The organism is Rhodococcus sp. IEGM 1351, assembly GCF_030056875.1.
GTDB classification, from domain to species: Bacteria; Actinomycetota; Actinomycetes; order Mycobacteriales; family Mycobacteriaceae; genus Rhodococcus_F; species Rhodococcus_F opacus.
Window position 1 is genome coordinate 143,246 of sequence record NZ_JASHKU010000002.1, and the last position, 26,684, is coordinate 169,929.

Annotated in this window: 22 protein-coding genes; all 22 read right to left on the bottom strand. The window is 68.9% G+C overall.

All coding sequences use genetic code 11. The features are described 5' to 3' along the window. Positions 1–98 precede the first annotated feature (98 nt). Entirely contained in the window at positions 99–599 is a 501-nt protein-coding gene (locus tag QM806_RS03650; protein WP_005247603.1) for a WKL family lipoprotein, read from the bottom strand. 152 nt (positions 600–751) lie between these two features. Beyond that, positions 752–2,071, bottom strand: a complete 1,320-nt coding sequence (locus tag QM806_RS03655) for a DNA polymerase IV (RefSeq protein ID WP_240960514.1) — start codon at positions 2,069–2,071, stop codon at positions 752–754. 61 nt (positions 2,072–2,132) lie between these two features. Continuing rightward, a complete protein-coding gene (ileS, locus tag QM806_RS03660; RefSeq protein WP_005574454.1) occupies positions 2,133–5,267 on the bottom strand; it encodes an isoleucine--tRNA ligase in 3,135 nt (1,044 codons plus the stop codon). A gap of 261 nt (positions 5,268–5,528) precedes the next feature. After that, positions 5,529–5,780 (bottom strand): hypothetical protein, encoded by a 252-nt coding sequence (locus QM806_RS03665; RefSeq protein WP_005574455.1) that lies wholly within the window; start codon positions 5,778–5,780, stop codon positions 5,529–5,531. Between the two features lie 49 nt (positions 5,781–5,829). Further along, a complete protein-coding gene (gene wag31 / locus QM806_RS03670; RefSeq protein ID WP_005260217.1) occupies positions 5,830–6,675 on the bottom strand; it encodes a DivIVA-like cell division protein Wag31 in 846 nt (281 codons plus the stop codon). A gap of 102 nt (positions 6,676–6,777) precedes the next feature. Next, positions 6,778–7,080, bottom strand: a complete 303-nt coding sequence (locus QM806_RS03675) for a YggT family protein (protein ID WP_005247609.1) — start codon at positions 7,078–7,080, stop codon at positions 6,778–6,780. 133 nt (positions 7,081–7,213) lie between these two features. Next, complete coding sequence (locus QM806_RS03680) at positions 7,214–7,891, bottom strand: cell division protein SepF (protein WP_005574458.1); 678 nt, start codon at positions 7,889–7,891, stop codon at positions 7,214–7,216. 85 nt (positions 7,892–7,976) lie between these two features. Next, positions 7,977–8,711, bottom strand: coding sequence for a YggS family pyridoxal phosphate-dependent enzyme (locus tag QM806_RS03685; RefSeq protein WP_269591685.1), 735 nt, complete (start codon positions 8,709–8,711; stop codon positions 7,977–7,979). A gap of 37 nt (positions 8,712–8,748) precedes the next feature. Beyond that, the gene (gene pgeF, locus QM806_RS03690) at positions 8,749–9,492 is read right to left on the bottom strand and encodes a peptidoglycan editing factor PgeF (RefSeq protein ID WP_283290366.1); all 744 of its coding nucleotides are present in this window, start codon (positions 9,490–9,492) and stop codon (positions 8,749–8,751) included. Next, positions 9,489–10,688: a cell division protein FtsZ gene (gene ftsZ / locus QM806_RS03695; protein WP_005247614.1), complete on the bottom strand. Its 1,200-nt coding sequence runs from the start codon at positions 10,686–10,688 to the stop codon at positions 9,489–9,491. Before ftsZ ends, pgeF begins: the two co-directional genes overlap by 4 nt. A gap of 217 nt (positions 10,689–10,905) precedes the next feature. Further along, positions 10,906–11,793, bottom strand: a complete 888-nt coding sequence (locus QM806_RS03700; protein WP_240960505.1) for a cell division protein FtsQ/DivIB — start codon at positions 11,791–11,793, stop codon at positions 10,906–10,908. Beyond that, positions 11,790–13,301, bottom strand: a complete 1,512-nt coding sequence (gene murC, locus QM806_RS03705; RefSeq protein WP_283290368.1) for a UDP-N-acetylmuramate--L-alanine ligase — start codon at positions 13,299–13,301, stop codon at positions 11,790–11,792. The genes QM806_RS03700 and murC overlap by 4 nt, the downstream gene beginning before the upstream one ends. After that, a complete protein-coding gene (gene murG / locus QM806_RS03710; protein WP_005247177.1) occupies positions 13,298–14,446 on the bottom strand; it encodes an undecaprenyldiphospho-muramoylpentapeptide beta-N-acetylglucosaminyltransferase in 1,149 nt (382 codons plus the stop codon). The genes murC and murG overlap by 4 nt, the downstream gene beginning before the upstream one ends. Then, the gene (ftsW, locus tag QM806_RS03715; RefSeq protein WP_064080879.1) at positions 14,443–15,978 is read right to left on the bottom strand and encodes a putative lipid II flippase FtsW; all 1,536 of its coding nucleotides are present in this window, start codon (positions 15,976–15,978) and stop codon (positions 14,443–14,445) included. The genes murG and ftsW overlap by 4 nt, the downstream gene beginning before the upstream one ends. Further along, positions 15,975–17,474 carry a UDP-N-acetylmuramoyl-L-alanine--D-glutamate ligase gene (gene murD / locus QM806_RS03720; protein ID WP_283290371.1) on the bottom strand — a complete coding sequence of 500 codons (1,500 nt, stop codon included), beginning with the start codon at positions 17,472–17,474 and terminating at the stop codon, positions 15,975–15,977. The genes ftsW and murD overlap by 4 nt, the downstream gene beginning before the upstream one ends. Positions 17,475–17,478: 4 nt before the next feature. Further along, on the bottom strand, positions 17,479–18,558 hold the full coding sequence (gene mraY / locus QM806_RS03725; RefSeq protein WP_005247625.1) for a phospho-N-acetylmuramoyl-pentapeptide-transferase: 1,080 nt from the start codon (positions 18,556–18,558) through the stop codon (positions 17,479–17,481). Continuing rightward, entirely contained in the window at positions 18,555–20,069 is a 1,515-nt protein-coding gene (locus tag QM806_RS03730; RefSeq protein ID WP_054248934.1) for a UDP-N-acetylmuramoyl-tripeptide--D-alanyl-D-alanine ligase, read from the bottom strand. The genes mraY and QM806_RS03730 overlap by 4 nt, the downstream gene beginning before the upstream one ends. Next, complete coding sequence (locus QM806_RS03735) at positions 20,066–21,679, bottom strand: UDP-N-acetylmuramoyl-L-alanyl-D-glutamate--2,6-diaminopimelate ligase (protein WP_043793274.1); 1,614 nt, start codon at positions 21,677–21,679, stop codon at positions 20,066–20,068. Before QM806_RS03735 ends, QM806_RS03730 begins: the two co-directional genes overlap by 4 nt. A 169-nt stretch (positions 21,680–21,848) precedes the next feature. After that, positions 21,849–23,699, bottom strand: a complete 1,851-nt coding sequence (locus QM806_RS03740) for a peptidoglycan D,D-transpeptidase FtsI family protein (RefSeq protein WP_037204871.1) — start codon at positions 23,697–23,699, stop codon at positions 21,849–21,851. Beyond that, on the bottom strand, positions 23,696–24,370 hold the full coding sequence (gene ftsL, locus QM806_RS03745) for a cell division protein FtsL (protein ID WP_005260195.1): 675 nt from the start codon (positions 24,368–24,370) through the stop codon (positions 23,696–23,698). Before ftsL ends, QM806_RS03740 begins: the two co-directional genes overlap by 4 nt. Further along, positions 24,367–25,383, bottom strand: a complete 1,017-nt coding sequence (gene rsmH, locus QM806_RS03750; RefSeq protein ID WP_005260190.1) for a 16S rRNA (cytosine(1402)-N(4))-methyltransferase RsmH — start codon at positions 25,381–25,383, stop codon at positions 24,367–24,369. The genes ftsL and rsmH overlap by 4 nt, the downstream gene beginning before the upstream one ends. Positions 25,384–25,579: 196 nt before the next feature. After that, the gene (mraZ, locus tag QM806_RS03755) at positions 25,580–26,011 is read right to left on the bottom strand and encodes a division/cell wall cluster transcriptional repressor MraZ (RefSeq protein WP_005247637.1); all 432 of its coding nucleotides are present in this window, start codon (positions 26,009–26,011) and stop codon (positions 25,580–25,582) included. Positions 26,012–26,684 lie beyond the last annotated feature (673 nt).

A 26,684-nucleotide genomic window follows, 5' to 3' on the forward strand; every position in this document is an offset into this window, starting at 1 on the left:
GACCGGCCACGAACGACCGATGCCGGTGTCCCCGAGGGGACACCGGCATCGGTGCGGGAACGCGGCGATCCGTCAGGACCGCACGGTTCGGCCTGGAATCAGGCAGGGCATGCAGGCGAGGTCAGCTGCGCGAGCGACACGATCTGGCATGCGGTGATCTTCGACAGCTTCCACGTTCCGTTCTCGCCGGGAACGAAGATGGCCGGAACGCCACCCTGCTGGACCTGGCCGTTGACGGTCAGCTGCAGCTGGCCGCTGGCGGTGCCGTCACCATTGTCGATGACCGGGTCGAGAACGGTGACCTCGGCGTTGTTGGCCTTCGCGGCGGCGGCGACCTGGTTGATGAGCTCCGGATCCTGCTCCGAACCCTCGACCATGGCGGACTTGACCTCGAGCGGCGTGGCCGGATCGAGGCCCTGCACCAGAAGCGCGTTGAGATCGGCCGCGGTGGGCACCTCGATGGCTTCCGAGGTCTCGGCAGCTGCGGAAGTCGTCGTCGTGGTCTTGGTCGCCGTGTCGCTCTCGTCGGAGCCACACGCGGACATCGTGAGGGCTGCGGCGATTGCTACTCCGGCAACCGTGATCTTACGAAGCTTCAACTCAATAACCTCTTCATTCTCGGTGTTCGTTCTCGGACGATCTGAGCATCTATCGCTACCCGGGCCAACGTTACCCAAGGGTAAGCATCAGCGCCCGAGGCTACCTTCTCGTGGAGCCGGTCTCCACTCCGTCGTCCGGGCGGTGGGTCCGGTCACTCGAGCGAGCCTTCCACATCGGCCCGTTCGAGTTGCACGTCGTCCTCCTTGAAGGTCCGCGCCTTCCCCGGACCCGTTGTGCGCGTTTCGAATCGGACGGTCACGACACCGTGGCCGGCCCCCTGCACCCAGCCGTGACCGAAGTCCGGGTGCGTCACGTCCAGACCGGGATGCCACCGCGTGTCGATCGCCCGGGCGGGTGCGGGAGTGGGCGCGGAGAGGCCGTCGTCGGGGCCCGCCTCCGTGATCTTCGACTCCTGATAGCCCGGGACGTCCAGGTCCAGTTCGGGGAACAGCGAACCCTGGCGGACCGTCGACAGTCCGGCGAATCCCACCCCGACCAGACGCACCGGCCCGAGTTCGAGCGGATCGATCACCTGCCGCTGCGCCGCCGCGACGAGGATCTGACGGTCGAGGGTCGCGTAGGGCAGCGTGACCGAGCGCGTCACGATGCTCATGTCCGCCTTCTTCAGCTTCAGCACCACCGTCCGCGCGGCCCGGCCGTCCTTCTGCAGGCGCCCGAACGCGGACGCCGCGCTCGACTCGACGGCACCCCGCAACTCGGCCATCGTGACGATGTCGGTGGCGAAAGTCGTCTCCGCACTGACCTGTTTGGACTCGGCGCGTTCGGCGACCGGCCGATTGTCGATGCCCTGCGCCAGCCGGTGCAGGCCCGGTCCGACCGTGGTGCCCAGAATGGACGCCACCTCCGATTCCGGGGTCCGCGCGAAACCGCCGATGGTCTCGATGCCGAGCCGCTTGAGCTTCTCCTCCGCGACCGGGCCGATGCCCCACAGTTTCCGCACCGGAAGCTCGTCCAGCACGGCATGCTGCTCGTCCGGCGGGATCACCGTGATCCCGTCGGGTTTGGCCAGACCGGACGCGATCTTGGCCACCTGCTTGCCCGACCCGGCGCCGATGGACGCGACCAGTCCCGTCTCCTCGAGCACGAGGGCGCGCAGTCCCTCGCAATAGCGTTGCACCGTGGCCGCATCCGCCCCGGCCAGCTCGGTCGGTTCGCCGAACGCCTCGTCCATCGACAGTTGCTCGAGCACCGGCATCGGGCCGCGGAGAGCGTCGAACACGGACTTGCTCAACATGCCGTAGAGGCGGCCCCGCGGCGGCAGCACCACCGCGCCCGGACCCACCAGCCTGCGGGCCTGATGCATCGGCATGGCCGAACGCGCGCCGAAGACCCTCGCCTCGTAGCTGGCCCCGGCGACGACACCGCGTCCGCCGAGACCACCGACGAGAACCGGGCGGCCGCGGAGCGTCGGCCGGGTGAGCTGCTCGACCGACGCGAAGAACGCGTCCATGTCGAGGTGCAACACCCACCGACGACTCACCTGGTGCAAAATACCCGCCCGGTCCGACAGGTCATGCCTTGGCGATCGCCGCCCGCACACCCTCACCGAGTTCGACGGCGTCGCCCGGCGCCTCGGCCAGTTCCAGCTCGACGGCGAGGATCTCGCCCGCGATCAGCTCCCGGTGCGCGAGCGCCCAGTCCCGCCGTTCCGCGGGCACGTCGAGGACGACGGTGATCCGGTCGGACACCTCGAGCCCGGCGGCGCGCCGCGCGTCCTGCAACTCGCGGATACGGTCCTTCGCCCACCCCTCGGCTTCCAGTTCCTCGGTGACCGCCGAGTCCAGGACGACCAAACCGGCCCCATCGGGCAGGGCTGCCGTCGACTCCGGTTCGGCGGCGACCAGCCGCTGCGTGTACTCCTCCGGCAGCAACTCGATCCCCGCCGCGACGACGACGCCGTCCGAGTTCTCCGACCAGTCACCGGCCTTGACGGCCTTGATGACGGTCTGCACGTCCTTGCCCAGGCGCGGCCCCGCGGCGCGCGCGTTGACGACGAGCTCGAACCGGCCGTGCACGTCCACGTCGGTGGTGAGGTCGACCTTCTTGACGTTGACCTCGTCGGCGATGAGACCCAGATACGGGCGCAGGCGCTCCGCGTCGTCGGACGCGACCGTCACCTCGGGCAGCGGCAGCCGCACCCGGAGGTTCTGCGCCTTGCGCAGGCCCAGCACCGTCGAGCACACCGACCGCACCTCGTCCATCGCCGACACCAACTCCGCATCAGCCGGCAGCTCACCCTGGGCAGGCCAGTCCGCGAGATGCACGGACCGTCCGCCGGTCAGTCCCCGCCAGATCACCTCACTGACCAGCGGCAGCAACGGAGCGGCGAGCCGGGTGACCACCTCGAGCACCGTGTGGAGGGTGTCGACGGCGTCCTTGTCCTCGTCCCAGAAGCGCGAACGCGACCGCCGCACATACCAGTTCGTCAGCGCGTCGCAGAACGTGCGCAGTTCGTCGCACGCCCCGGCGATGTCGTTCGTCTCGAGCGCGCCGGTGATGGCGTCCCGGGTTCCGGCCAGCTTCGCGAGGATGTACCGGTCCAGGACATTCGTCGAATCCGTGCGCCATTCACCGGACGTCGGCGCGTACAGCTGCAGGAAGCTCCACGCGTTCCACAGCGGCAGCAGCGCCTGCCGGACACCCTCGCGGATGCCCTGTTCGGTGACGACGAGGTTCCCCCCGCGCAGGATCGGCGAGGACATGAGGAACCAGCGCATGGCGTCCGAGCCGTCGCGCTCGAACACCTCCTTCACGTCCGGGTAGTTGCCCTTGGACTTGCTCATCTTCAGTCCGTCTTCGCCCAGGACGATGCCGTGGGCCGCAACGGTCTTGAAGGCGGGACGATCGAACAGCGCCGTCGCCAGCACGTGCAGCGTGTAGAACCAGCCGCGGGTCTGGCCGTTGTACTCCACGATGAAATCGCCCGGGAAGTGGCTGTCGAACCATTCGCGGTTCTCGAACGGGTAGTGCACCTGCGCGTACGGCATCGACCCGGACTCGAACCAACAGTCGAGGACCTCGGGCACGCGCCGCATCATCGACTTCCCGCTGGGGTCGTCGGGGTTCGGACGCACCAGGTCGTCGATCATCGGCCGGTGCAGATCCGTCGGGCGCACCCCGAAGTCGCGCTCGAGTTCGTCGAGCGAGCCGTACACGTCCGTGCGCGGGTACGCCGGGTCGTCGGACACCCACACCGGAATCGGGCTGCCCCAGTATCGGTTGCGGCTGATGTTCCAGTCGCGCGCGCCCTCGAGCCACTTGCCGAACTGTCCGTCGCGGATGTGCTCGGGGACCCACGTGATGTCCTGGTTCAGCTCGACCATGCGGTCGCGGAACTTGGTGACCGCGACGAACCACGACGGGACCGCCATGTAGATCAGCGGCTGCCCGCTGCGCCAGCTGTGCGGGTACGAGTGCTCGATCGTCTCGTGCCGCAGCAACTTTCCAGCAGCCTTGAGGTCCTTGATGATCACGGGGTTCGCGTCGAACACCTGGAGACCCTCGTAGGGCGGCACCATCGCCGTGAACTTGCCGCCCGGGTCGAGCGGCTGCACGATCTCGATTCCGTTCGCCGTGCAGTACTCCATGTCCTCTTCACCGAAAGCCGGTGCGAGGTGGACGATTCCGGTACCGGACTCGGTGGTGACATAGTCGGCGGAGATGACGCGGTGCGCGTTCTCGTGTCCGACGAAGAAGTCGAACGGCGGGTCGTAGCGGAGCCCGACGAGGTCCGAACCCTTGTGCTCCGACAGCACCTCGGGTGCCTCGCCGAGTTCGCGGGCATAGTGACCCAGCCGATCCTTGGCGAGCACGTAGCGCTTGCCGTCGGCGCCCGTCACCTGGACGTAGTCGATGTCCGGGTGCACCGCGACAGCGAGGTTGGACGGCAGCGTCCACGGCGTGGTGGTCCAGATGATCGCGTTGGCGCCGTCGAGCGGGCCCTCACCGTGCAGCGGCATGTCGACCGTGACGGCGGGATCCTGGCGCATCTTGTACGCGTCGTCGAGCCGGGTCTCCTGGTTCGACAGCGGCGTCTGCTCGTACCAGCTGTACGGCAGCACACGGAAGCCCTGGTAGATCAGGCCCTTGTCGAACAGTTCCTTGAACGCCCACATGACCGACTCCATGAAGTCGAGGTCCAGGGTCTTGTAATCGTTGTCGAAGTCGACCCACCGGGCCTGCCGGGTGACGTAGTCGCGCCACTCGTCCGTGTACCGCAGCACGGAGGATTTGCAGTACTCGTTGAACTTCTCGAGACCCATGACGTCGATCTCGGACTTGTCCTTGATCCCGAGTTGCTTCTCCGCCTCGAGTTCGGCGGGCAGTCCGTGGCAGTCCCAGCCGAATCGGCGCTCGACCTTGTTGCCGCGCATGGTCTGGAACCGCGGGATCAGGTCCTTGACGTACCCCGTCAGGAGGTGGCCGTAGTGCGGGAGACCGTTCGCGAACGGCGGACCGTCGTAGAACACGAATTCGGGGGCGTCGTCGCGCTGGGCGACCGATGCCCGGAAGGTGTCGTCCTCGTCCCAGCCGGCCAGCACACGCTGCTCGATCTGGGGGAACCGGACACCCGCATCCTGGGAGACGCCGTAGTCGACCTTGGGGTAGGACTCGTTGCTGCTGGTCACGTTGCTGGTGTCGGTCACCGCGATCTCCTCGTGCCTGACGTACTCGGCACGGGGACGACGGAGACGCCTCCTGCGTCACCACCGCGGTACCACCCCGCTTGCACCCCGGAGGGCGCCTCTCGGTGCCAGGCTGTGACGGGCCCACCCGTTCGGTTCTACTGAGCCGGCGTGCCGGCCGTTCTTCCGAAGGCTCCCCGGTGATGGCCGGATCGTCGCCGCGAAACTCGGTTACTGAATTATTCGCTGAATGCAGTCTAGCCGCCACCGGCGTGCGGCAGCTCAGTCGCCCTCGTCGGAACCGGGCGTCGTATCCGCGTCCCGAGCGGGACCGCGTTCACCGGGGACACCGCTCGCGGGTTGCCCCGGCACGGTCGCCGCCTTCTTGCCCGCGAGGGCGCTGACGAGCAGCAGGACCGCTCCGGCGACGCACACTACGATGCATCCCCAGGCCCACACGACCGAACCGGTCATCAGAGCCACCACCAGGAGAGCGAACCCCACCGCTGCAAGAGCGAGTGTCACGACCAGCACGGCTCAACCTCTATCCGGGCCGCTGGCTGGGCAACTACCGCGCGCTCAGTCAGCTATTGCCCTTGGCGTAGGACTGGCTGTAATTGGACTGCGATCCACCCTGCGCGAACGAATCCTGACCGCCGTCCACCGGAACCGCGGATCCCCGCTGCTCCAGTTCCTCGAGCTGCGACTCCAGGTACGACTTCAGGCGCACACGGTATTCGCGCTCGAATGTCTTGAGCTGCTCGATACGACCCTCCAGCACGGAACGCTGCTGGTTGATCGTCGCCATGATCTCGGTGTGCTTCTTCTCCGCGTCCGCCTGCAGCGCGTCGGCCTTCTCCTTGGCCTGGCGCAGCTGGGTCTCGGACCGGGTCTGAGCGTCGGTAATCAGCGCTTCCGACTTCTGGCGGGCGTCCGCGATCATCGTCTCGGAACGGGTCCGTGCATCGCTGACCAGCTGCTCCGAGTTGGTGCGCGCGTTGCCGAGCAGCTGCTCGGACTCCGTCTTCGCGTCACTCGTGAGGCGGTCCGCCATCTCCTGGGCGAGACCCAGAACCTTGGCGGCCTGCATGTGTGCGTCGGCGCCCTGTGCAGGAGCGGCCGCAGCCGCAGCGGCGGGAGCCGGTGCCGGCGCGGGAGCCTTGGGCTGCTCGACGACACGAGCCGGCTCCGCCTTGGGGGCGGGAGTCTGTGCTGCGGACGCGGAGCGTGGAGCCTTCTTCGCATCGGCGAGCTCCTTGTCGAGCTCCCCTACTCGCTGCCGAAGGTCGGCGTTCTCCTCGATCAGGCGCGACAACTCTTGCTCGACGAGGTCGAGAAACGCATCGACTTCGTCTTCGTTGTAGCCCCGCTTACCGATCGGTGGCTTGCTGAACGCGACATTGTGCACATCAGCGGGAGTCAGCGGCATGGAAGGATCCCTTCACGCGTCATTTGGCGGTCTAGCAAGCATTCAGTTACAGCGCAGTCTACGTAACGGTGAAACAAGACTGGATCAATGGGGTCCATTCTGTCACACCAGACCCGTAGCACGCGCTTGTCCCTGAACGATCGACATCAGGATGAAGACGATGAACAGCAAGACCATGATGGATAGATCCAACCGCACCCCCCCGAGATTGATCGGGGGGATCAACCGCCGGAGCAGTTTGACCGGAGGATCGGTGACCGTAAAAATCGCTTCGAGGATGACGACCACGACGCCGGTTGGCCGCCAGTCTCGTGCGAAGGTCCGTACGAACTCGACAATGATTCTGCCGATGAGTAGCAGCCAAAAGACAAACAGTATCAAGTAGATCACCGAGAACAAGGCCACACCTTCACTCTGCCTGAGAATGTCCGGCCGATCAAAACGAGCCGCGTGGCCAGGGCTTTCTCCGCCACAGCCGCCGCGGCCCGCGTCGTTTCGGACGTTCGGATCCCGATGGTCGTTTCCCCCGCTCCCCGGTTTACTTCTGGCTGTAGAAGCCGGTTTCCGCGATGCGGCGACGCTCCTCGGCGGAGACGTCGATGTCTGCGGGTGAGAGCAAGAACACCTTCGTGGCCACCTTGTCGAAGGACCCGCGCAGCGCGAATGCCAGTCCGGCGGCGAAATCGACGAGGCGCTTGGCGTCGGCGTTGCTCATCTCGACGAGGTCCATGATGACGGGGGTGCCGTCACGGAACCGCTCGCCGATGGTCCGGGCCTCCCCGTAGTCGCGGGGACGCAGCGTGGTGATCTTGGACAGCGGGCCCCCTTCGTCGAAGAGGGGTCCGCGACGACTCTCCACCCGCTCGGACCGCGTGTCGACGGCCAGCGCGCCACGGGTGCTGCCGCGCACGGCACCGCTCGCACTGGGACGGGCCGACCGGACGGCCACGGGTTCGACCCGGGACGAGTGCCGCGGTCCGTCGTACCGGTCGAAGTCGTCGTCGAGGTCGTCCCGGCGGCCGGGAGCGTAGGCAGCCTTACTGAAGGCCGGCTCCGCGAAGTCACGGTCGTCGCGGTCGAGATACGGGTCACGTCCACTGTCACGCGCCGGTCGAGCGGGCCTGCGCGCAGGTTCCGGCTCGTCCAGGTACTCGTCCTCGTAGTCGTCGAGGGGAACCATGCCGAAGTAAGCCTTGAACTTGTGCAGACTGCTCATTGATCGACCTTCCTTGGCGCGGCGGACAGGATCCAACTGCGACCGGTCGCAGCGGTGTGGACGGGTTGGCGATCACCTGGGCGATCTACTTCGAGGTTATAGGCCTCGAACCCAACAGCGCGGTTCCGACACGCACGCACGTCGACCCGTGCCGGACAGCGTGCTCGAGATCATTCGTCATGCCTGCTGAGAGGTCCGTCGCATCCGGATGGTCGCGCCTGAGCCGCGCGTGTATCTTCTCCAGTTCCTCGAACGCCGCGTCCGGGTCGGCGTCGATCGGCGGAACCGCCATCAGCCCGCGGTATTCGAGTCCCGGCGACGACTGCACCTGCGCGGCAAGGTGTTCGAGGTCGGCGATCCCGGCACCGCCGCGCTGCGGATCGCCGTCCAGACTGACTTGGAGCAGCACCCGCAGAGGCTCGGGCCGCTCCCCCGCCTCGAGAGCCGCGGTCGCCGCGCGGCCGAGGGCGCCGACGAGTCGTTCGCTGTCCACCGAGTGGATGGCGTACGCCCAGTGCGCGACGGCCTTCGCCTTGTTGCGCTGGAGGTGCCCGATCATGTGCCACCGCACCGACGGGTCCGTCACCGCGGCCCGGAACTCCGCGATCTTGGCGGTGGCCTCCTGCTCACGTGACTCCCCGAACTCGCGGCACCCGAGGTCGTACAGGATTCGCGCGTCGGATTCGGGGAAGAACTTGGTGACGGGCAGCAGCGACACCTCCGCGGGGTCGCGGCCGGCGTCCCGGCACGCCGCGTCGAGCCGTGCGCGCACGGCGCCCAGCGCAGCCTCGATCTCCCCGACCCTGCCCACGTTGTCCACTCCCACACCGAATCCTCGCCGCCGCCGGCGGCCGTCGTCACACGCTGTCTTGCCCAGTATCCATCCAGATCACCGCCGCGAGGCGACCGGTCGGGGCCTGCCGGCGATGACTGAACAGTGTCTGGTCCTCGATGGTGCAGCGCGGATCCTCCGCCACCCCCGAGACACCCGCGTCGAGCAGTTGCTTCCGCAGGCCGGCCCGCAGGTCGAGGCCGGGGGTCCCCTTGACGGTGCGGGTGGCGCTGCCGGGAAGGAATTTCTCGACGTCCGCCTGCATCGCCGCGGGAACCTCGTACTGTCGGCCGCTCGCCGCCGGACCCAGGAACGCGCCGATCCGGTCGACCCGCGCCCCCTGCTCGACCATGACGTCGAGCACCCGCGGAACGATGCCGATGCGGGCGCCGATCCGGCCGGCGTGGACGGCGGCGATCACCCCGGCCTCGTCGTCGGACAGCAGCACCGGGACGCAGTCGGCGCTGAGGGTCGCGAGTGCGAGCCCCGGCACCGTCGTCACCAGCGCGTCCGTGGCGGGCACCGGCACGTCGGTGGGCCCGTCGACCACGGTCACGTTGCGACTGTGGATCTGCTCCATCCAGACCAAGTGGTCGAAGGCCACGCCGATGTTGTCGGCCAGCCGACGCCGGTTCGCCTCCACCGCGGCCGGATCGTCGCCGACGCGATCACCGAGGTTGAACGTGTCGTACGGTGCGACGGACTGCCCGCCGGCACGGGTGGTGACGACCCGGCGAACCCTGAAATCGGGGGCTGACGACGAACTCAACGACGCATGAAGGAGGGCACGTCGACTTCGTCTTCACCCTCCTCGTCGGACACCGGCACCGCACGGGACTGACCGTTTCCCGGAAGCGGCGGCAGACTGCTCGGGCTCTGGTGGGAGCTGATCGTCTCTCGGGTCACCGACATCGGCTCGCTGTGCTGCTGCTCGGCCTGCTGTCCGACCTCGCCCGCCCGCCCGGCACCGATGGCACTGCGACCGGCGGCGCCCGACTCGACCGGCCGACGGGCGGGGGCGCCGCCGTCGAACCCGGCGGCGATGACGGTGACCCGCACCTCGTCGCCGAGCGAATCATCGATGACGGTGCCGAAGATGATGTTCGCGTCGATATGGGCAGCTTCCTGCACCAGCGACGCCGCCTCGTTGATCTCGAACAGGCCGAGGTCGCTGCCACCGGCGATCGAGAGCAGCACGCCGCGCGCACCCTCCATCGACGCCTCGAGCAGCGGAGAGTTGATCGCCGATTCCGCGGCCTTGATGGCCCGGCCCTCGCCGCGCGAGGATCCGATGCCCATCAGCGCGCTACCCGCGCCGGACATGACGCCCTTGACGTCGGCGAAGTCGACGTTGATCAGACCGGGGGTGGTGATGAGGTCGGTGATGCCCTGGACACCGTTGAGCAGGACCTCGTCGGCGCTGCGGAACGCGTCCATGAGGCTGACTGCGGCGTCACCGAGCTGCAGGAGGCGGTCGTTCGGGATCACGATGAGGGTGTCGCACGATTCACGCAGCGACTGGATGCCGGTGTCGGCCTGGCCGCCGCGGCGCTTGCCCTCGAAGGAGAAGGGGCGGGTGACGACACCGACGGTGAGGGCCCCGAGCTTGCGCGCGATACTCGCCACGACCGGTGCGCCGCCGGTACCCGTGCCGCCGCCCTCGCCTGCGGTCACGAACACCATGTCGGCGCCCTTGAGGACTTCCTCGATCTCGTCCTTGTGGTCTTCTGCGGCCTTGCGGCCGACTTCGGGATCCGCGCCGGCTCCGAGCCCGCGGGTGAGCTCCCGGCCGACGTCGAGCTTGACGTCGGCGTCACTCATCAGCAGCGCTTGCGCGTCGGTGTTGACGGCAATGAACTCGACTCCCTTGAGTCCCTGCTCGATCATCCGGTTGACTGCGTTCACGCCGCCGCCGCCGATGCCGACGACCTTTATTACGGCGAGGTAGTTGTGCGGGGGCGTCATCGGCTCTCGCCTTCCATGAGTGTGTATCACGCTTTCGTACAGATCAGTCCAGCCTGAACCCTCAACCTCAACCATAGGGTTACGGTTATGTCAAGTGCTGCCCGACTAGAGCGAAACGCTATGCACCGCCATACGGATACGCCATTAGGCGCGCCGAGACGCGCCGAGTTATTTGACGAACTCGCCCGCAACTCTTTCGCATCCGGGTCACGACCCCTCACCGCACCGTCGGCAGGTCGGGACTCGACACGTCGTACGTCTGCCCGGGCTGGGTGAGCAGCGGCAGGGTGACCGCAGCCTTGCGCTCGGACTTCTCCGTGCCGCCCCACACCACGGTCCGGCCGTCGAGCAACGTCACCGCGATATCCGAAATCGACTTCGCCACAATCTGTCCCACCTGACCGCGGAGCTGAGGCGGCATCGACTCCAGCACCTCGATCGCAGCCTCCGTCGACGGGTCGCCCCACCCCGGCGTCTCCGTCACCAGACGCGGCACCCCCGGCGGCGGCGGTGCGATCTCGTAGTCCACGGCCTCCGCGTCGAGAAGATGGGTACCGCCAGGGTTGTCGACGAACACGACGGGCACCCGCTCGGTTACCGTGACCCGGATGGTGGACGGGTACACCCGCTGGACGCGCGCGGACGCCACCTTCGGGATCGCGGCGACCCGCTGAGCCGCGCCCTCCGTGTCGACACGCAGCAACGGCTGCCCCTGCGGCACCGCCAGCACCTGGCGAATCTGCTCCTCGGAGACGGACGTCGCCCCCGCGACGTCCGTCTCCCGCACCGACAGCAGCGGCGTGAACCAGGCGACGAGGCCGAGCGCCACGACCACGACGACACCGACGACGCCCATCACCGCGGGCCGCCGGTACCACGGTCGCTGCGACGTCTCCGCCGCCGCGGGCTTCCGTGCCGCCGAAGCCGATTCGCGGGTGCGCCGCGTTCCGGGGTCGGTGACCGTCGAGGTGCGCCGACGCGAGGACGTCCGATCGCTCGCCGTCGCGCGGGCACCGGCCTCACGCCCCGGCCTCGGACTGCGCTGGACGTCGCGGCGGACAGGGCGGTCCGGCCGCTCCGACCGGCCCCGACGCTCCCGCGTCATCGCGACGGGTGGTGGTGCGGAGCCGCACGCAGAGCGTCGAGGATCTGGTTGCCGAGCATCGTCACGTCACCGGCACCCATGGTGATCACCACGTCCCCGGGGGTCGCGAGGGCCGCGACCTGCCGCGGCGCCTGCGACAGGTCGGGCTGGTAGTGCACCGGCTTCGACACCGACAGCGCGACCAGGGCGCCACTGACACCCGGGAGCGGTTCTTCCCGCGCGCCGTACACGTCGAGGACCACGACCTCGTCGGCGAGGTCGAGCGCGTGCCCGAATTCTTCCGCGAATGTTGCTGTGCGGGAGTACAGGTGGGGCTGGAACACCACGATGACCTTGCCGCTGCGCACCGAGTCCTCGGATTCGCGACGGTCGGCCTCGTGGGGCTGGCGCACCAGATCGGCGGCGGCGCCGAGCACGGCACGCACCTCCGTGGGGTGATGCGCGTAGTCGTCGAACACGCGGACCCCGTGCTCGCGGCCGGTGAACTGGAACCGGCGGTGCACTCCCCCGAATCCGGCAATGCCTTCGAGGATCTCGTCCACGTCGGCACCGGCTTCCCGGGCGGCGAGGAGAGCGGCCAGAGCGTTGAGCGCCATGTGCCTGCCGGGCACACCCATCCGGACCGTCCTCGGCGACTGTTCGCCGGCCAGCCGGAACTGCAGCACTCCGCCGACGTCCCGGGCCTCGAAACTCAGCAACCGCGCGCCGACCTCGACGCCGTCGACGGGTGCGAAGGCCCCGTCGGTGTTCTCGGCGCTGCCGTATCCCAGCACCCGCACACCGGGCAGTCCCCGCGCCGCCACCCGCTGCGCGAGCGCCGCGGACCCCGGATCGTCGAGACAGGAGACGAGCAGACCGCCGGGCGACAGACGCGCCGCGAAATCGTCGAACACCTGGATGTACGCCTCGGTGCTGCCGAAGTAGTCGAGGTGGTCGGCTTCGACGTTGGTGACGACGACGACGTCCGGTTCGTACTGGAGCAGCGAACCGTCGCTCTCGTCGGCCTCCGCGACGAACACGTCGCCGCTGCCGTGGTGGGCGTTGGTTCCGGCCTCGTTGAGTTCGCCGCCAACTGCGAACGACGGATCGAAACCACAGTGTTGCAGCGCCACCACCAGCATCGACGTGGTCGACGTCTTACCGTGGGTGCCCGACACCAGCAGGGTACGGTGCCCCTGCATCAGCGAGGCCAGCACCGCGGGTCGCAGGATCACCGGTATGCCGCGCCGGGCCGCCTCCACGAGTTCCGGGTTGTCCTTCGGGATGGCGGCGTGCGTGGTGACCACGACGGTCGGGCCGCCGGGCAGCAGGTCGAGCGCGCCGGCGTCGTGACCGATCCGCACGTGCGCGCCGCGGGCACGCAGCGCGAGGACGCCGCGGCTCTCCTTGGCGTCCGATCCGGACACCTGCCCACCCCTGGCCAGCAGGATCCGCGCGATTCCGGACATTCCGGCGCCGCCGATCCCGACCATGTGGACACGTTCCAACTCCGCGGGCAGGTCGGTCATCGGGTTCCCCTTGTCAGCGCGGCCACGTCGAGCACGATGCGCGCAACCTCGGTGGCTGCGCTGCGGTGACCCGCGCCGGCCGCGCGTCGCCCCATGTCCTCGAGCTGTGCGGGATCACGCAGCAGAGGGATCACGGTCTCCGCGACGAATCCGGCGGACAGGTCTCCGTCGGCCACAATCATTCCACCTCCGGCGGCGACCACCGGTCGCGCGTTCAGTTCCTGCTCCCCGTTGCCGTGTGGCAGCGGCACGTACACCGCGGGAAGCCCCACCGCCGACACCTCCGCCACCGTCATCGCACCCGACCGGCAGATCACCGCGTCCGCGGCCGAATAGGCGAGGTCCATCCGCGACAGGTAGGGAACGGCCACGTACGGCGGGCCGCCCGGTGTCGCGGGAACGTCGAGGGTGTTCTTCGGTCCGTGCGCGTGCAGGACGGCCACACCGGCCGCTGCCAGCGACTCGGCCGCGCCCGACACGGCCTCGTTGAGCGACCGCGCGCCCTGCGAACCACCGAAGACGAGCAGTACGGGACCGTCGGCGGGGAGCCCGAAATGTGCGCGCGCCTCCGCCCGCAGGGCCGCCCGGTCGAGACCGGTGATCGACGCCCGGACCGGGATCCCGAGGATCTCCGCGTCCGAGCGACCGCGTGCGGAGACTCCGGAACCGGCGACCGCGGCCAGGACCCGGGCGGCCCGGCGGGCACCGATCTTGTTCGCTATCCCGGCACTGGCGTTCGCCTCGTGCACCACGATCGGAATGCGGCGCCGACGGCGCAGCAGTCCGGGGCCGGCCGCCAGATATGCCGGCAGCGCGACGTACCCGCCGAATCCGACGACGACGTCGGCACCGGTCGCATCGAGCACCTCGCGGGTGCGGCGCACCGACGCGCGCACCCGACCGGGAAGTCGCAGCAGGTCGAGGGTGGGTTTACGGGGCAGCGGCACCGGCGGTATGAGCTCGAGCGGGTAGCCCCGCTCGGGAACCAGGGTGGTTTCGAGGCCACGCGCCGTACCGAGAGCGGTCACCACCGCGGTGTCGTCGATCGCCTTGATCGCATCGGCCACTGCCAGAGCCGGTTCGATGTGCCCGGCGGTACCACCACCGGCCACGATCACCGACAGGGTGGACTTGTCGCCGTTCACCTACGAAATCCTCGCTCTCCTGCTCGGCCACCCGAGCTTCGCTGTTGACGTGCACCTCGTTCGGGGGTGCGGCCCTTGCCGCGTTCGGGGCGGCCCTTCTCGTATGTGACGCTGCGGGTCCGTGGGGCCATCTCCCGACCGGCCCGCCGGCGGGCCTCGGCGCGGCGCACCGCCTCGGCGCGTGCCGCGTCGGCCCGCACCGGCGAATACGCCTCCGGCTTGCGGAGCCGCAGGAGACGACCGAACGGGCCGTCCTGTCCGGAGTGCAGCGCCGCGACCGCCTCCGGTTCGTGCCGCGCCGCGTTGGCGACGAGGCCGAACATGAACAGTGTGGTGGCCGTCGACGTTCCGCCGGCGGACACCAGCGGCAACTGCAGGCCGGTGACGGGCAGCAGCCCGATCACGTATCCGACGTTGATGAATGCCTGTCCGGTGATCCACACCGTCGCAGTTCCGGTGAGCAGGCGTAGGAAGGGGTCGGCGGATCGGGCCGCGATGCGCAGGCCCGTGTACACGAACAGTCCGAACAAGCCGAGGACGGCGGCGCCGCCCAGATATCCGAGCTCCTCGCCGATGATCGCGAAGATGAAGTCGTTGTGGGCGTTCGGCAGGTAGCTCCACTTCGCGCGGCTCTGCCCCAGCCCTCGCCCCAGGATGCCGCCGTCGGCGAGCGAATACATCGCCTGCCGCGACTGGTACCCGATGCCCTGCGGGTCGGAACCGGGATTGAGGAACTCGCGCACGCGAGCGGAGCGGTAGCCGGCGGTGAGCGCGAGGATCACGATTCCTCCGAAGCCGGTCCCGAGGATCGCGATGAACAGCTTCAGCGGCAGGCCCGCGAACCACAGCAGGGCCATCAGGATGATGGCCAGCGAGACCGTCGTTCCGAGGTCGGGCTGCAGGATGATCAGGACGAACGCGACGAGCGCGGCCGGCACCAGCGGAACGAGCATGTCCCGGATACTGGAGATGTCGCTGCGCCGCGACGCCAGGATGTGCGCACCCCACACTGCCAGCGCGATCTTGGTGAGCTCGGCGGGCTGCAACGAGAATCCCGCCACGACGAACCAACCCCGGGTGCCCTGGGACACGGTGCCGATGCCGGGTATGAGGACCAGGACCAGCAGGATGATCGTGACCGCGAAGGCCGGGAACGACAGGGCGCGCATCACCCGGACCGGGATCTGCAGCGCCGCGTAGAACAGGCCGAGCCCGAGAGCCGCGAACAGCGCCTGCCGGGTGAAGAGGGTGTATGCCGAACCGTCGGAGGCGTAGGCCTCGACGCTCGAGGACGACAGCACCATCACCAGGCCGAGGACCGTCAGCAGAAACGCGATGGTGACCACGAGGTGGAACGACGCCAGAGGCCGCGACAGCCAGGCCCCGATCCGGGTGCGCGGGCCACGCGGAGGTGCCGTGCGCGTGCGGGGACTCGACGGTGCACGCTTCGCCACCCCGGGGGCGGCCGCCGTGCGGGGCGGGGACCGCCGTCCTTCGGGGACGCGGCGGGTGCGGGCTCCGGCGGAGGTCATCGCAGCGTCCTGGAGATGTCCGACTCGTCGAGCCTGCCGACGGCGTCCGCGAAGCTGCGCCCCCGGTGGCCGTAACTGTCGAACATGTCGAGCGAGGCCGCCGCGGGCGCCAGGACGACGGAATCCCCCGCCGTTGCCAGCGCAGCCGCTTCGCGCACGACGACACCCATCACGGCGTCGCTGTCGGTGTCCGCCGGCAGCACCAGCCGGTGCGTCGCGGTCTGCGGGACTGCACTCACACCTGCATCGTCTCCCGTTTCGACAGTGACCACGGGAACCTCGGGGGCGTGTCGCGCAAGGGACTCTGCGATCTGCCTCGCATCGCGGCCGAGCAGGACGGCGCCGGCGAGGCGACCCGCCACCTCGCGGACGAGGTCGTCGACCCGCGCACCCTTCAGCAGACCACCGGCGATCCACACCACCCGCTCGTGGGCGAGGATCGACGGGCGGGCGGCGTGCGGGTTGGTGGCCTTGGAGTCGTCGACGAATGTCACTCCCCCGACGTCGGCGACGTGTGCCGCGCGGTGCGGGCCCACGACGTGGGCGGCCAGACCTGCAGCGACGGCGTCCGGCGGAACTCCGATCGCCCGGGCCAGAGCCGCCGCGGCCAGGGCATCCATCTGTCCGGCAGGCCCGGGCGGGGTGATCCCCTCGGCCGGGGCAAGCCGCTCGCCGTCGGCGAACGCGCGGTCGACGAGATACCCGTCCTCGACACCCAGTTCGCCTGACGCCGGCACACCGAGCCGGAAACCCAGGGTCCGGTCTGCGAGGGACGAGGAGAAGAGAGAGGACGCGACTTCGTCGTCGAGCCCCAGCAACGCGACCTCACCGGTCAGGGCGCGGGCCTTCGCATCGATGTACGGCTGCATCCCGCCGTGCCAGTCCAGATGATCTTCGGCGATGTTGAGGATCGCGCCTGCGGTCGGCCGGACCGACGGCGCCCAGTGCAGCTGGAACGATGAGAGTTCGACGGCCAGCACCTCTGCCCGGGGTTCGGTCTGCCGCAGGGCGTCGAGTACCGGAAGCCCGATGTTGCCGCAGGCCAGACTCGGCAGCTCGGCCGCCTCGAGGATGGACTGCAGCATGGAGGTCGTCGTGGTCTTGCCGTTGGTTCCGGTGACCACCAGCCACCGCCGGGGCGGGCCGTAGAGCCCGGCCCGGTCGACGTGCCAGGAGAACTCGATGTCGCCCCAGATCGGCACCCCGTCCCCGGCGGCGAGCGAGAGCAGCGGCGCGTCCGGACGGAACCCCGGGCTCGTCACGACCAGCGCGAACTCGGCGACGCGGTCCCGCTCGGTGAGCAGATCGTCGATCGGGACGGTCGCGGCGCCGAGACGCGCGCACTCGGCGAGGGCGTCGACGTTCGCGTCGGTGACGGTGACGAGCGCACCGAGGTCACGAAGCGGTTCGATGGTGGCCCGGCCGGAGACTCCCGCACCGGCGACGAGGACGCTGCGACCCCGCAACCAGTCGAGCCCGCCGTGTTCCTCTGCCACGTCGTCAGCCCCCGATCGCTGCCAGGTACTCGCTGTAGAACAGCGCGAGCCCGATCGCGGAAGCGATGGCGGCCAGCAACCAGAACCGGATGATCACCGTGGTTTCCGCCCACCCGGCGAGTTCGAAGTGGTGGTGGAACGGAGCCATCCGGAACACTCGTCTTCGGCTCGACCGGAACACCGCGACCTGGATCACGACCGATGCCGCCTCGGCGACGAACAGCGCGCCGATCACGACCATCAGCAGTTCGGTGCGCGTCGTGATCGACAGTCCGGCGAGCATGCCGCCGAGTGCCAGCGAACCGGTGTCGCCCATAAAGATCTTGGCGGGCGCCGCGTTCCACCACAGGAATCCGATGCACGCACCGGCACCGGCCGCGCAGATCAGGGCCAGGTCGAGCGGATCGCGGACGTCGTAGCAGCCCTTGCCGGGACTCGTCTCGCACGCGTTGCGGTACTGCCAGAACGTGATGATCACGTACGCGCCGAGCACCAGGCTCATGGAACCGGCAGCGAGACCGTCCAGTCCGTCGGTGAGATTGACCGCGTTCGACCAGGCGCTCACCAGGAGGTAGCAGAACGCGACGAACACGACGGAGCCCATCGTGACCGTCGCGATGTCACGCACGTACGACAGGTGTTCACTGCCCGGCGTGAGGTCGTTGGCGCCCCGGAACTGCAGCGCGAGAATGCCGAACGCCACTGCCGCGATGAGCTGGCCGACCAGCTTCGCTGTCTTGTTCAGACCGAGGTTGCGCTGCTTGCGGATCTTGATGAAGTCGTCGAGGAATCCGACCCCGCCGAGCGCCGTCGTGAGACCGAGAACCAGCAGTCCCGATGCCGACGGCCCGTCCGCGTTGTAGCCGATGCCGATCAGGTGCGAACCCCAGTAGCCGGCCCACAGTCCGGCGAGGATGGCGACGCCACCCATCGTCGGGGTGCCGCGCTTCGACTGGTGGCTCGCCGGACCTTCGACACGGATCTCCTGGCCGAATCCCTGACGGGAGAAGGCTTTGATGAGAACGGGGGTCAGCAGAATCGAGACGGCGAGCGCGATGCCCGCCGCGAAGAGGATCTGTCTCACCGCGTAGCCTCCGAACCCTTCTGTCCCGTGCTTCCCGCCAACACCGTGTCCGCAACCTCCCACAATCCGATGGACTGCGACGCCTTGACCAGCACCAGATCACCCGGCGCCAGTTCCTGTTCGAGCAAGGCGACCGCACCGGCGATGTCGGGGACGAGCATCGACTCCTCGCCCCACGAACCCTCCATGACCGCACCCTGGTGCATGGCGCGGGCGGGCCTGCCGGTTCCGACGATGATCAGCCTGCTCACGTCCAGCCGGACGGCGAATCTGCCGATGGCGTCGTGTTCGACCACTGATTCTGGACCCAGCTCGGCCATTTCTCCGAGCACCGCCCAACTCCGGCGCGCCGCACCCCGGCCCGTCCTGGCCATCGACACCAGCGCCTTCAGGGCCGCCCGCATCGAGTCGGGGTTCGCGTTGTACGAATCGTTGACGACGGTCACACCGTCCGGCCGGTCGCGGACGTCCATCCGGCGCGCCGAGACGGCGGCGGCACCGGAGAGGGCCTGCGCGATCTGCTGGAGGTCCGCCCCGCATTCGAGCGCCACCGCCGCTGCGGCGAGCGCGTTGCCGACCTGGTGTTCGCCGTGCACGGCGAGCTCGACGGGCACACTGCCCGCTGGCGCCGTGAGAGTGAAACGCGCCCTTGCCTTCTCGTCGAGCACGATGTCGGTGGCCCGCACGTGCGCGGACTCCGACTGGCCGACGAGGACCACCCGGGCCGACGTGCGCGGGGCCATGGCTGCCACCAGCGGATCGTCTGCGTTGAGGATCGCGACGCCACCGTCGTCCGCCGAGGGCAGCGACTCCGCGAGTTCGCCCTTGGCGGCGGCGATCGCATCACGCGAACCGAATTCGCCGAGGTGCGCCGTACCCACGTTGAGGACGACCCCGATCTTCGGGGGTGCGATTGTCGCGAGGGAGGCGATGTGGCCGCGGCCGCGGGCCGACATCTCCAGAACCAGGTATCCCGTGTCCGCGTCCGCGCGGAGGGCGGTCCACGGGTGGCCGAGTTCGTTGTTGAACGATCCGGGCGGCGCGACGACGGGGCCGAGGGGGCGCAGGACGGCGGCGAGCAGATCCTTCGTCGACGTCTTTCCCGCCGATCCGGTGACGCCGACGACGGTGAGCCCCTTCGCGGTGAGGTCGTCGACGGATGCGCGCGCGAGCTTCGCGAGGGCCGAGAGCACGGCGGCGCCCGATCCGTCGGTGTCGTGCTCGAGTGCCATCGCCTTGCTCGGGATGTCGCTCGGTGTCGGGGTGACGACGACCGCGGGGACGCCGACCGGGCGCGCCGCCAGGACCGCGACCGCACCGGCCTCGACCGCCGAGGCCGCGTGATCGTGGCCGTCCACTCGGGCGCCGGGCAGGGCGAGGAACAGACCCCCGTCGGTGACCTTCCGCGAGTCGAACTCGACCGTTCCCGTCACCTCGGCCGACGGATCGGCGACGTCGTGCAGTTCGCCGCCCACGATCTCGGCGACGCGAGCGAGTGTCATCGGGATCATCGCGCTCCTCCGACCTGTCGCTCGATCGCGTCGCCCAGTACGTCGCGGTCGTCAAATGGGTACTTCACCCCGTGTATCTCCTGACCGATCTCGTGTCCCTTGCCTGCGACCAGAACCACGTCGCCTGCCTGCGCCCAGCCGACGGCGTCGGCGATCGCCTTCGCTCGGTCCGCTACTTCCCAGACCTGTCCCCGCTCGGATTCGGGCACTCCGAGAGCGCCCTCGCGGACCGCGGCCCTGATCTTCGCCGGATCCTCGGTGCGGGGGTTGTCGTCCGTGATGATCAGCAGGTCGGCTCCGCGCGCGGCCGCGGCGCCCATCAGCGGCCGCTTGCCTGCGTCGCGATCGCCGCCCGCACCCACGACGACGGCGACGCGGCCGTGCACCTGCTCGCGCAGCGTCGCGATCACGGCCTCGACCGCTGCGGGCTTGTGCGCGTAGTCGACGACGGCGAGGAAGTCCTGCCCTCGGTCGATCCGCTGCACCCGGCCCGGCACGTCGACCCCGGCGATGCCCGCGACGGCGTCGCGCGGATCGACACCCAGCGCCGCGCACAGCGCGACGGCAAGGGAAGCGTTGGCGACGTTGTACTGCCCCGGCAGACGGAGCTCCACGTCGAGTGTGGTGCCCTCGGCCGTGGTGAGCGCGAAGGTCTGCGAGCCCGAGGACGACACCGTCGCCGGGCCCGCCGTCCACACCGCGCCCTCACTCTCCGGCGTGGTGCCCACCGTCGTCACCATCGAGTGCGCGCCGCGCGCGACGTCGGCCATCCGCTGGCCCCACACGTCGTCGACACAGATGACGGCGTGCTGTGCATGGACGGACGAATCGGCTGCGAAGAGCCGCGCCTTGGCGGCGAAGTAGTCCTCGAAGTCGCGGTGGAAGTCCAGGTGGTCCTGGGAGAGGTTCGTGAACGCGCCCACGTCGAAGCGGACTCCGTCGACGCGGCCGAGCGACAGCGCGTGGCTGGACACCTCCATGACCACCGTGTCGACGCCCTGCTCGAGCATCACCGCGAACAGGGCGTGGAGCTGCGGCGCCTCGGGCGTCGTCAGTGCGCTCGGCACCCGGCGGCCACTCATCCGGGTCTCGATGGTGCCCACGAGACCGGTCGTCCGCCCCGCGGCGGTGAGCGCGGCCTCGACGAGATACGAGGTCGTGGTCTTCCCCGACGTCCCGGTGATACCGATGACCTGCATCTTCTCCGAGGGCCGGCCGTAGATGGTGGCCGACAGCTCGCCGAGAACACCCCGTGGGTCGTCGTGGACGAGCACCGGCATGTCGGAGCCCAGTGCGGACACCAACTCGAATCCGGCCTCGTCGGTGAGGATCGCGGTCGCGCCGCGGGCGAGAGCGTCGGCGGCGAATTCCGCGCCGTGCGCGCGGGCCCCGGGAAGGGCCGCGAACAGATCACCCTCGATGATCCCCTGGGCGCGGAGATCCACCCCGGTGACGATCACGTGCTCGGCGGTTCCGGTGGGTGCCTCGACCCTCGCTCCGGCGAGCGCTGCCAGAGCGCTCACCGTGGTACGGACCGGCTGGGCGGGGCGAAGGCTGTCTGTGACCTTCGCCTCCACTGACGCCGACTGCGGGCGGGACGGAACAGGCACCGGGCTCCTCTCGGATGTCGACTCTCACTGACAACGGCGTAGTGCACGGATCGATACAGCGTGCTACCTCGGCAGTTCCCTGCGTCCACGGAAAAGTCCGTGTCCACTGAACGGCCGACGTGTCAGATTACCGCGAGAGCTCTCGGAACCCGATTCGGCCGACCTTCGCTCAATCGGCCTGCAGCACCAGCCTGCGTCCGGGGTCCGGGGACATCGGCACGCTGTCGCGTTGCAGCATCCAGGACGCGATGTTGTGGAACAGCGGTGCGGCGGACTGCCCGCCGGAGCCGTCCGCGCTGCGTGTCGGCGCGTTGAGCATGATTCCGACGACGTACCGCGGGTTGTCGGCCGGGGCGATCCCCGCGAACGTAATCCAGTAGTTCGAGTTCGAGTAGCACTTGCAGGCGGGATCGACCTGCTGGGCGGTGCCCGTCTTGCCGCTGATCTGGTATCCGTCGACGGCGGCCTGCACCCCGGTACCCCGCTGGTTGCCCGTGTCGTCCTGGGTGACGGACCGGAACATGTCGCGAACGGTGGACGCGGTCTGGGGGCTGACGACCGTCACCTCCTCGGGCGTCTCGGTCTCGGTCCGGTTCCCGGACGCGTCGACCGTCGCCTTCACGATGCGCGGCGGGATGCGGACGCCGTCGTTGGCGATCGCCTGGTACATGCCGGTCATCTGCAGCAGTGTCATCGACAGGCCCTGGCCGATCGGCAGGTTCGCGAACGTGCCCCCCGACCACTGGTCGCGGCTGGGGACACTGCCGGCGCTCTCACCTGGGAGCCCGACGTCGGTGCGCTGGCCGAGACCGAACCTGGACAGCATGTCCGCGTAGCGGTCCTCCCCCACGCGCTGGGCGAGCATCAGAGTGCCCACGTTGGAGGACTTACCGAACACGCCTGTGGCCGTGTACGGGGCGACCCCGTGGTCCCAGGCGTCCTTCACCGACACACCCGACATCTGAATGTTGCCGGGGACCTCGAGAACTTCGTCCGGTGTGGTGAGCCCGTACTCGATCGCGGCCGCCGCGGTGACGATCTTGTTGACCGAGCCCGGTTCGAACGGCGTGCTCACCGGCAGGTTGCCCATCTCCACGGTCCGCGGATTGTTGCCCACCCCGATCGCCGGATTGAACGTGCTGTCGTTCGACATCGCGAGCACCTCACCGGTGTGGGAGTCGAGCACGACCGCCGACGCGTCCTTCGCACCGGACTTGTCCTTCGCCATCTGCACCTGCTGCTGGACGTAGTACTGCAGGTCGGAGTCGATGGTGAGCTCGACGCTCGACCCGTCCACCGCCGGTTGCTTGTCGCGCCAGCTGCCGGGAATCACCGCGCCGTCGGAACCTCGGTCGTAGGTCTGGGAGCCGTCGGTGCCGGCAAGAGTGGAGTCGAGCGAGTCCTCGAGGCCGAGCAGTCCGTGACCGTCCCAGCCGGTGGCGCCGACGAGGTTGGCGGCGAGGGATCCGCCGGGGTACTCGCGGATGTCCTGGCGTTCGAGTCCGACCTCCGGGAACTTGTCACTGATCTGCGCGGCGATGTTGGGGTCGACGCTGCGCGCCAGATAGACGAACGTGTCGTCGCCGTGCAGTTTCTCCTTCAGATCCTTCTCGGGTGCGGCGTCGCCGAGCCGGTCGTGGATCTCCTTCGCGATAGCGTCGAGACGGGAGTCGACGTCGGGGGCGGTGTCGCTCTTGGCCTTCGCCTCCTCGAGTTCCTTCCGCACCCGTGCGGGCTGGAACGTCAGGGCCTTCGCTTCCATCGTGAATGCGATGGGGTTGGAGTTGCGGTCGGTGATCGACCCGCGCAGCGCCGGATCCACCTCGGTGGTGGTGCGCTGGTTCGCCGCCTCCGCGGACAGTTGTGGTGCGTCGATAACCTGGATCCACAGAAGTTGCACTGCGGCGAGGCCGAGCGCCAAGAACATCACCAGGCGTCCGTACCGTTGTCTGAACGGAAAGGACGCCGAACCGGCGCCCTTGGGGCGCCGGGGACGACTTCTCGGTGCGCTTCGACTCACCGGCGACCGCCGGACGGTGGAGCAGTCGTCGGAGCGGTGGTCGAGGGGATCACGGGAACCAATTGTTCACCCTGCGCTTGGATCTCGGTGCCATTGCCGGGCTGCGGCGTGGCGCGCGGCGACTGCGTCGTCGTCCCGCGGTTGGGGGCGGTCGCGACGGCGTTGCCACGCTGGGTGGGCGGGGCGACGTCCAGCGGCGGCACGGGTGCACCCGACGCCGGGGCCGGCTTTCCGACGACCTCGACGCTGCCGTCGGGGTGGACGACGAGGCGAGCGGGATCGTTGGCGGGCACCATGCCGAGCTTGGCTGCTTCCTCCGCCAGTTTCGGGGCGGAGTTGGCGGTCTCGACGTCACGCTCGAGTGCCGCCTTCTCCTCCGCGAGCGACTGGTTGTGAGCGCGGGCGGCGCTCAGCTGGTACGAGTCCTCCGCGGACCGGGTGGTCAGCAGCAATGTCATGGCCAGGCCCATCGCGAGCAGAACGAGGATCGTTGCCACGAACGGGATGCGGGCGGTGAGCGTGCCGGTGCGGTTCTTACCGGAGACGGCGATCGCGGATCCACTGTGCACGGCCGCGCGCTGGGTGCGCTTCTTGTACGCCCGCTCAGCCGCGCCCGTCCGGGCGGCCGCCCGCGCGGGCCGCATCTCGGTGGAACTCACCTGAACCGTCATGCCGCCGACCTCCTGGCAATTCTTTCTGCAGCGCGCAAACGCACCGGGGCTGATCGTGGGTTCTCTTCGACTTCCTGCTCGGACGCCCGCTCCGCCCCCCGTGTGAGGATCCGGAACTCCGGTCCCATCCCCGGCAGTTCGACAGGAAGCCCCTCGGGGCTCTTCGACTTCGACCTGGGAGTGATTTCCTGCTTGACGACCCGGTCTTCCAGGGATTGGTACGACATGAACACGACGCGTCCCCCGACGGTCAACGCGTCGAGTGCTGCCGGGACCGCGGCGCGCAGTGAATCGAGCTCGCCGTTGACCTCCACTCGAAGGGCCTGGAACGTCCGTTTGGCCGGATGTCCCCCGGTACGGCGGGTCGCCGCAGGAATGGAGCGATACAGCAGTTCGACCAGCGCTGCGCTGGTGGTGAACGGCTCCTTCGCGCGCTGCCGGACGATCTCCGACGCGATCTTGCCTGCGAAGCGCTCCTCGCCGTACGTGCTGAGGATGCGAGCGAGGTCTCCGTGGCTGTACGTGTTGAGGACCTCGGCCGCGGTGATGCCGGTGGTCGGGTCCATCCGCATGTCGAGGGGAGCGTCGATCGAGTACGCGAATCCCCGATCCGATTCGTCGAGCTGCATCGAGGAGACACCGAGGTCGAAGAGGATCCCGTGCACCGACTCCTGCGCGGGGAGGCCCGCCTGGGCGAGCGCATCCTCGATGCCGTCGTAGCGGGTGTGCACGAACGTGATGCGATCGGCGAACGGAGCGAGCCGGCCACCGGCGATCTCGAGCGCGTGCGGATCACGGTCGAGGGCGATGAGCCTCAGCTGAGGGTAGGTCCGCAGGAAGTGCTCGGAATGACCACCGAGACCGAGGGTCGCGTCGATCATGACGGCTCCCCCGCCCTGCGGGTCGTTCACGGTGAGGGCGGGGCCCAGCAGCTCGTCTGCGCGGTGAAGCAGAACCGGGATGTGACCGAAACCATCGGCGGGCGAGGAATCTTCCCCCTCGTGATCCACCATGATCCCTCCGGCTCCTGCTCTGTGGTGCGGGTGAAGCGCCCGAAGCCGGGGTTCACTGCTCGAACTTCTCTTGTCGGCCAGTTGCCGTGGCGAATGCTTCGAGGTCCCTGCCCGAAATGAAAACCTGGCGCTGGGGAAGTGCGTCAGGGTTCCGTCGGACAGAGGCCTCGCGGCATTCGCGGGGACGCGGTCACGCTCAGACGATCTCGCCGAGCGCGACTCCTGTTGCCTGCGAGTAGTTCTCCTCGTTCGCCTCGACGTAGGTCTGCCAGGCTTGCGCATCCCAGATTTCGAGGAAATCGACCGAACCGATCACTACGCAGTCCTTGGAGAGACCCGCGTAACGACGGTGATCTGCCGAGAGGGTGATGCGCCCCTGGGCATCTGCGTGCTGCTCATCGGTACCTGCCGCCAGTCCGCGAACGAAGGCTCGCGCCTCCGGATCGCTTCTCGACGCGGCCGCGGCCTTGCGTGCGAGAGCGGTGAATTCTTCCCGGGGATACACCGCGAGGCTGTGATCCTGACCCTTGGTGACCATCAACCCTCCCGCCAGCGCATCCCGGAACTTTGCGGGCAACGTGAGCCGCCCCTTGTCGTCGAGCTTCGGCGTGTAGGTACCGAGAAACACTCGACACCTCCCACCACGTTCGTATCGAACGCCGTATGCCCGGGCGGTTCACCTTCGCTCCCCGCTGCGCACCACAGTACCCCACTTTCCCCCACTCACAAGGTGGATAACAGCGTGTTGTCGCCCAATTTGCCCAATACTTGCTGGTCAACGCTTATTGCAGAAGGTGGGGGAAAATTCCCGACGTGATCACCGACACGAGCCGAGCCGATCGGGCTTGGTCACACATCAGCCCAAAAAGCAGTAAAAGCCCAGGTGAAAGCACAACGCGAGGGGCCGACGCCCCCACCCCGCGGTTCATCGCGGGGCACAGGGGGGAAAGTGGGGAAACGGGGTGGGTGAGGGTGGGGATTCGTGGGCGGGAACGTTCACTGGCCCCACCGGATCGACGCCGACCTACCGCACCCAGGCGACCCTGCACCGCCCGGACACAGCAGTGGCGGGGGGGGGGGGCCCCCCCCCCCCCCCCCCGGGGGGGGGCCGCCGCGCCCCCCCCCCCCCCCCCCCCCCGCCGCGCACCCCCGCCCCCCCCCCGCCCCCGAGCCCGACCCCCGCGCGCCCCCCCCCCGCCCCCCCGCCGACCGCCGCGGCGCCCCACCCCCGCGGGGGGGGCTGGCGGGGGGTGGGGCGCCGGCCGCGGCGCGACTCCACTGCGACGGGCACTACATCAACC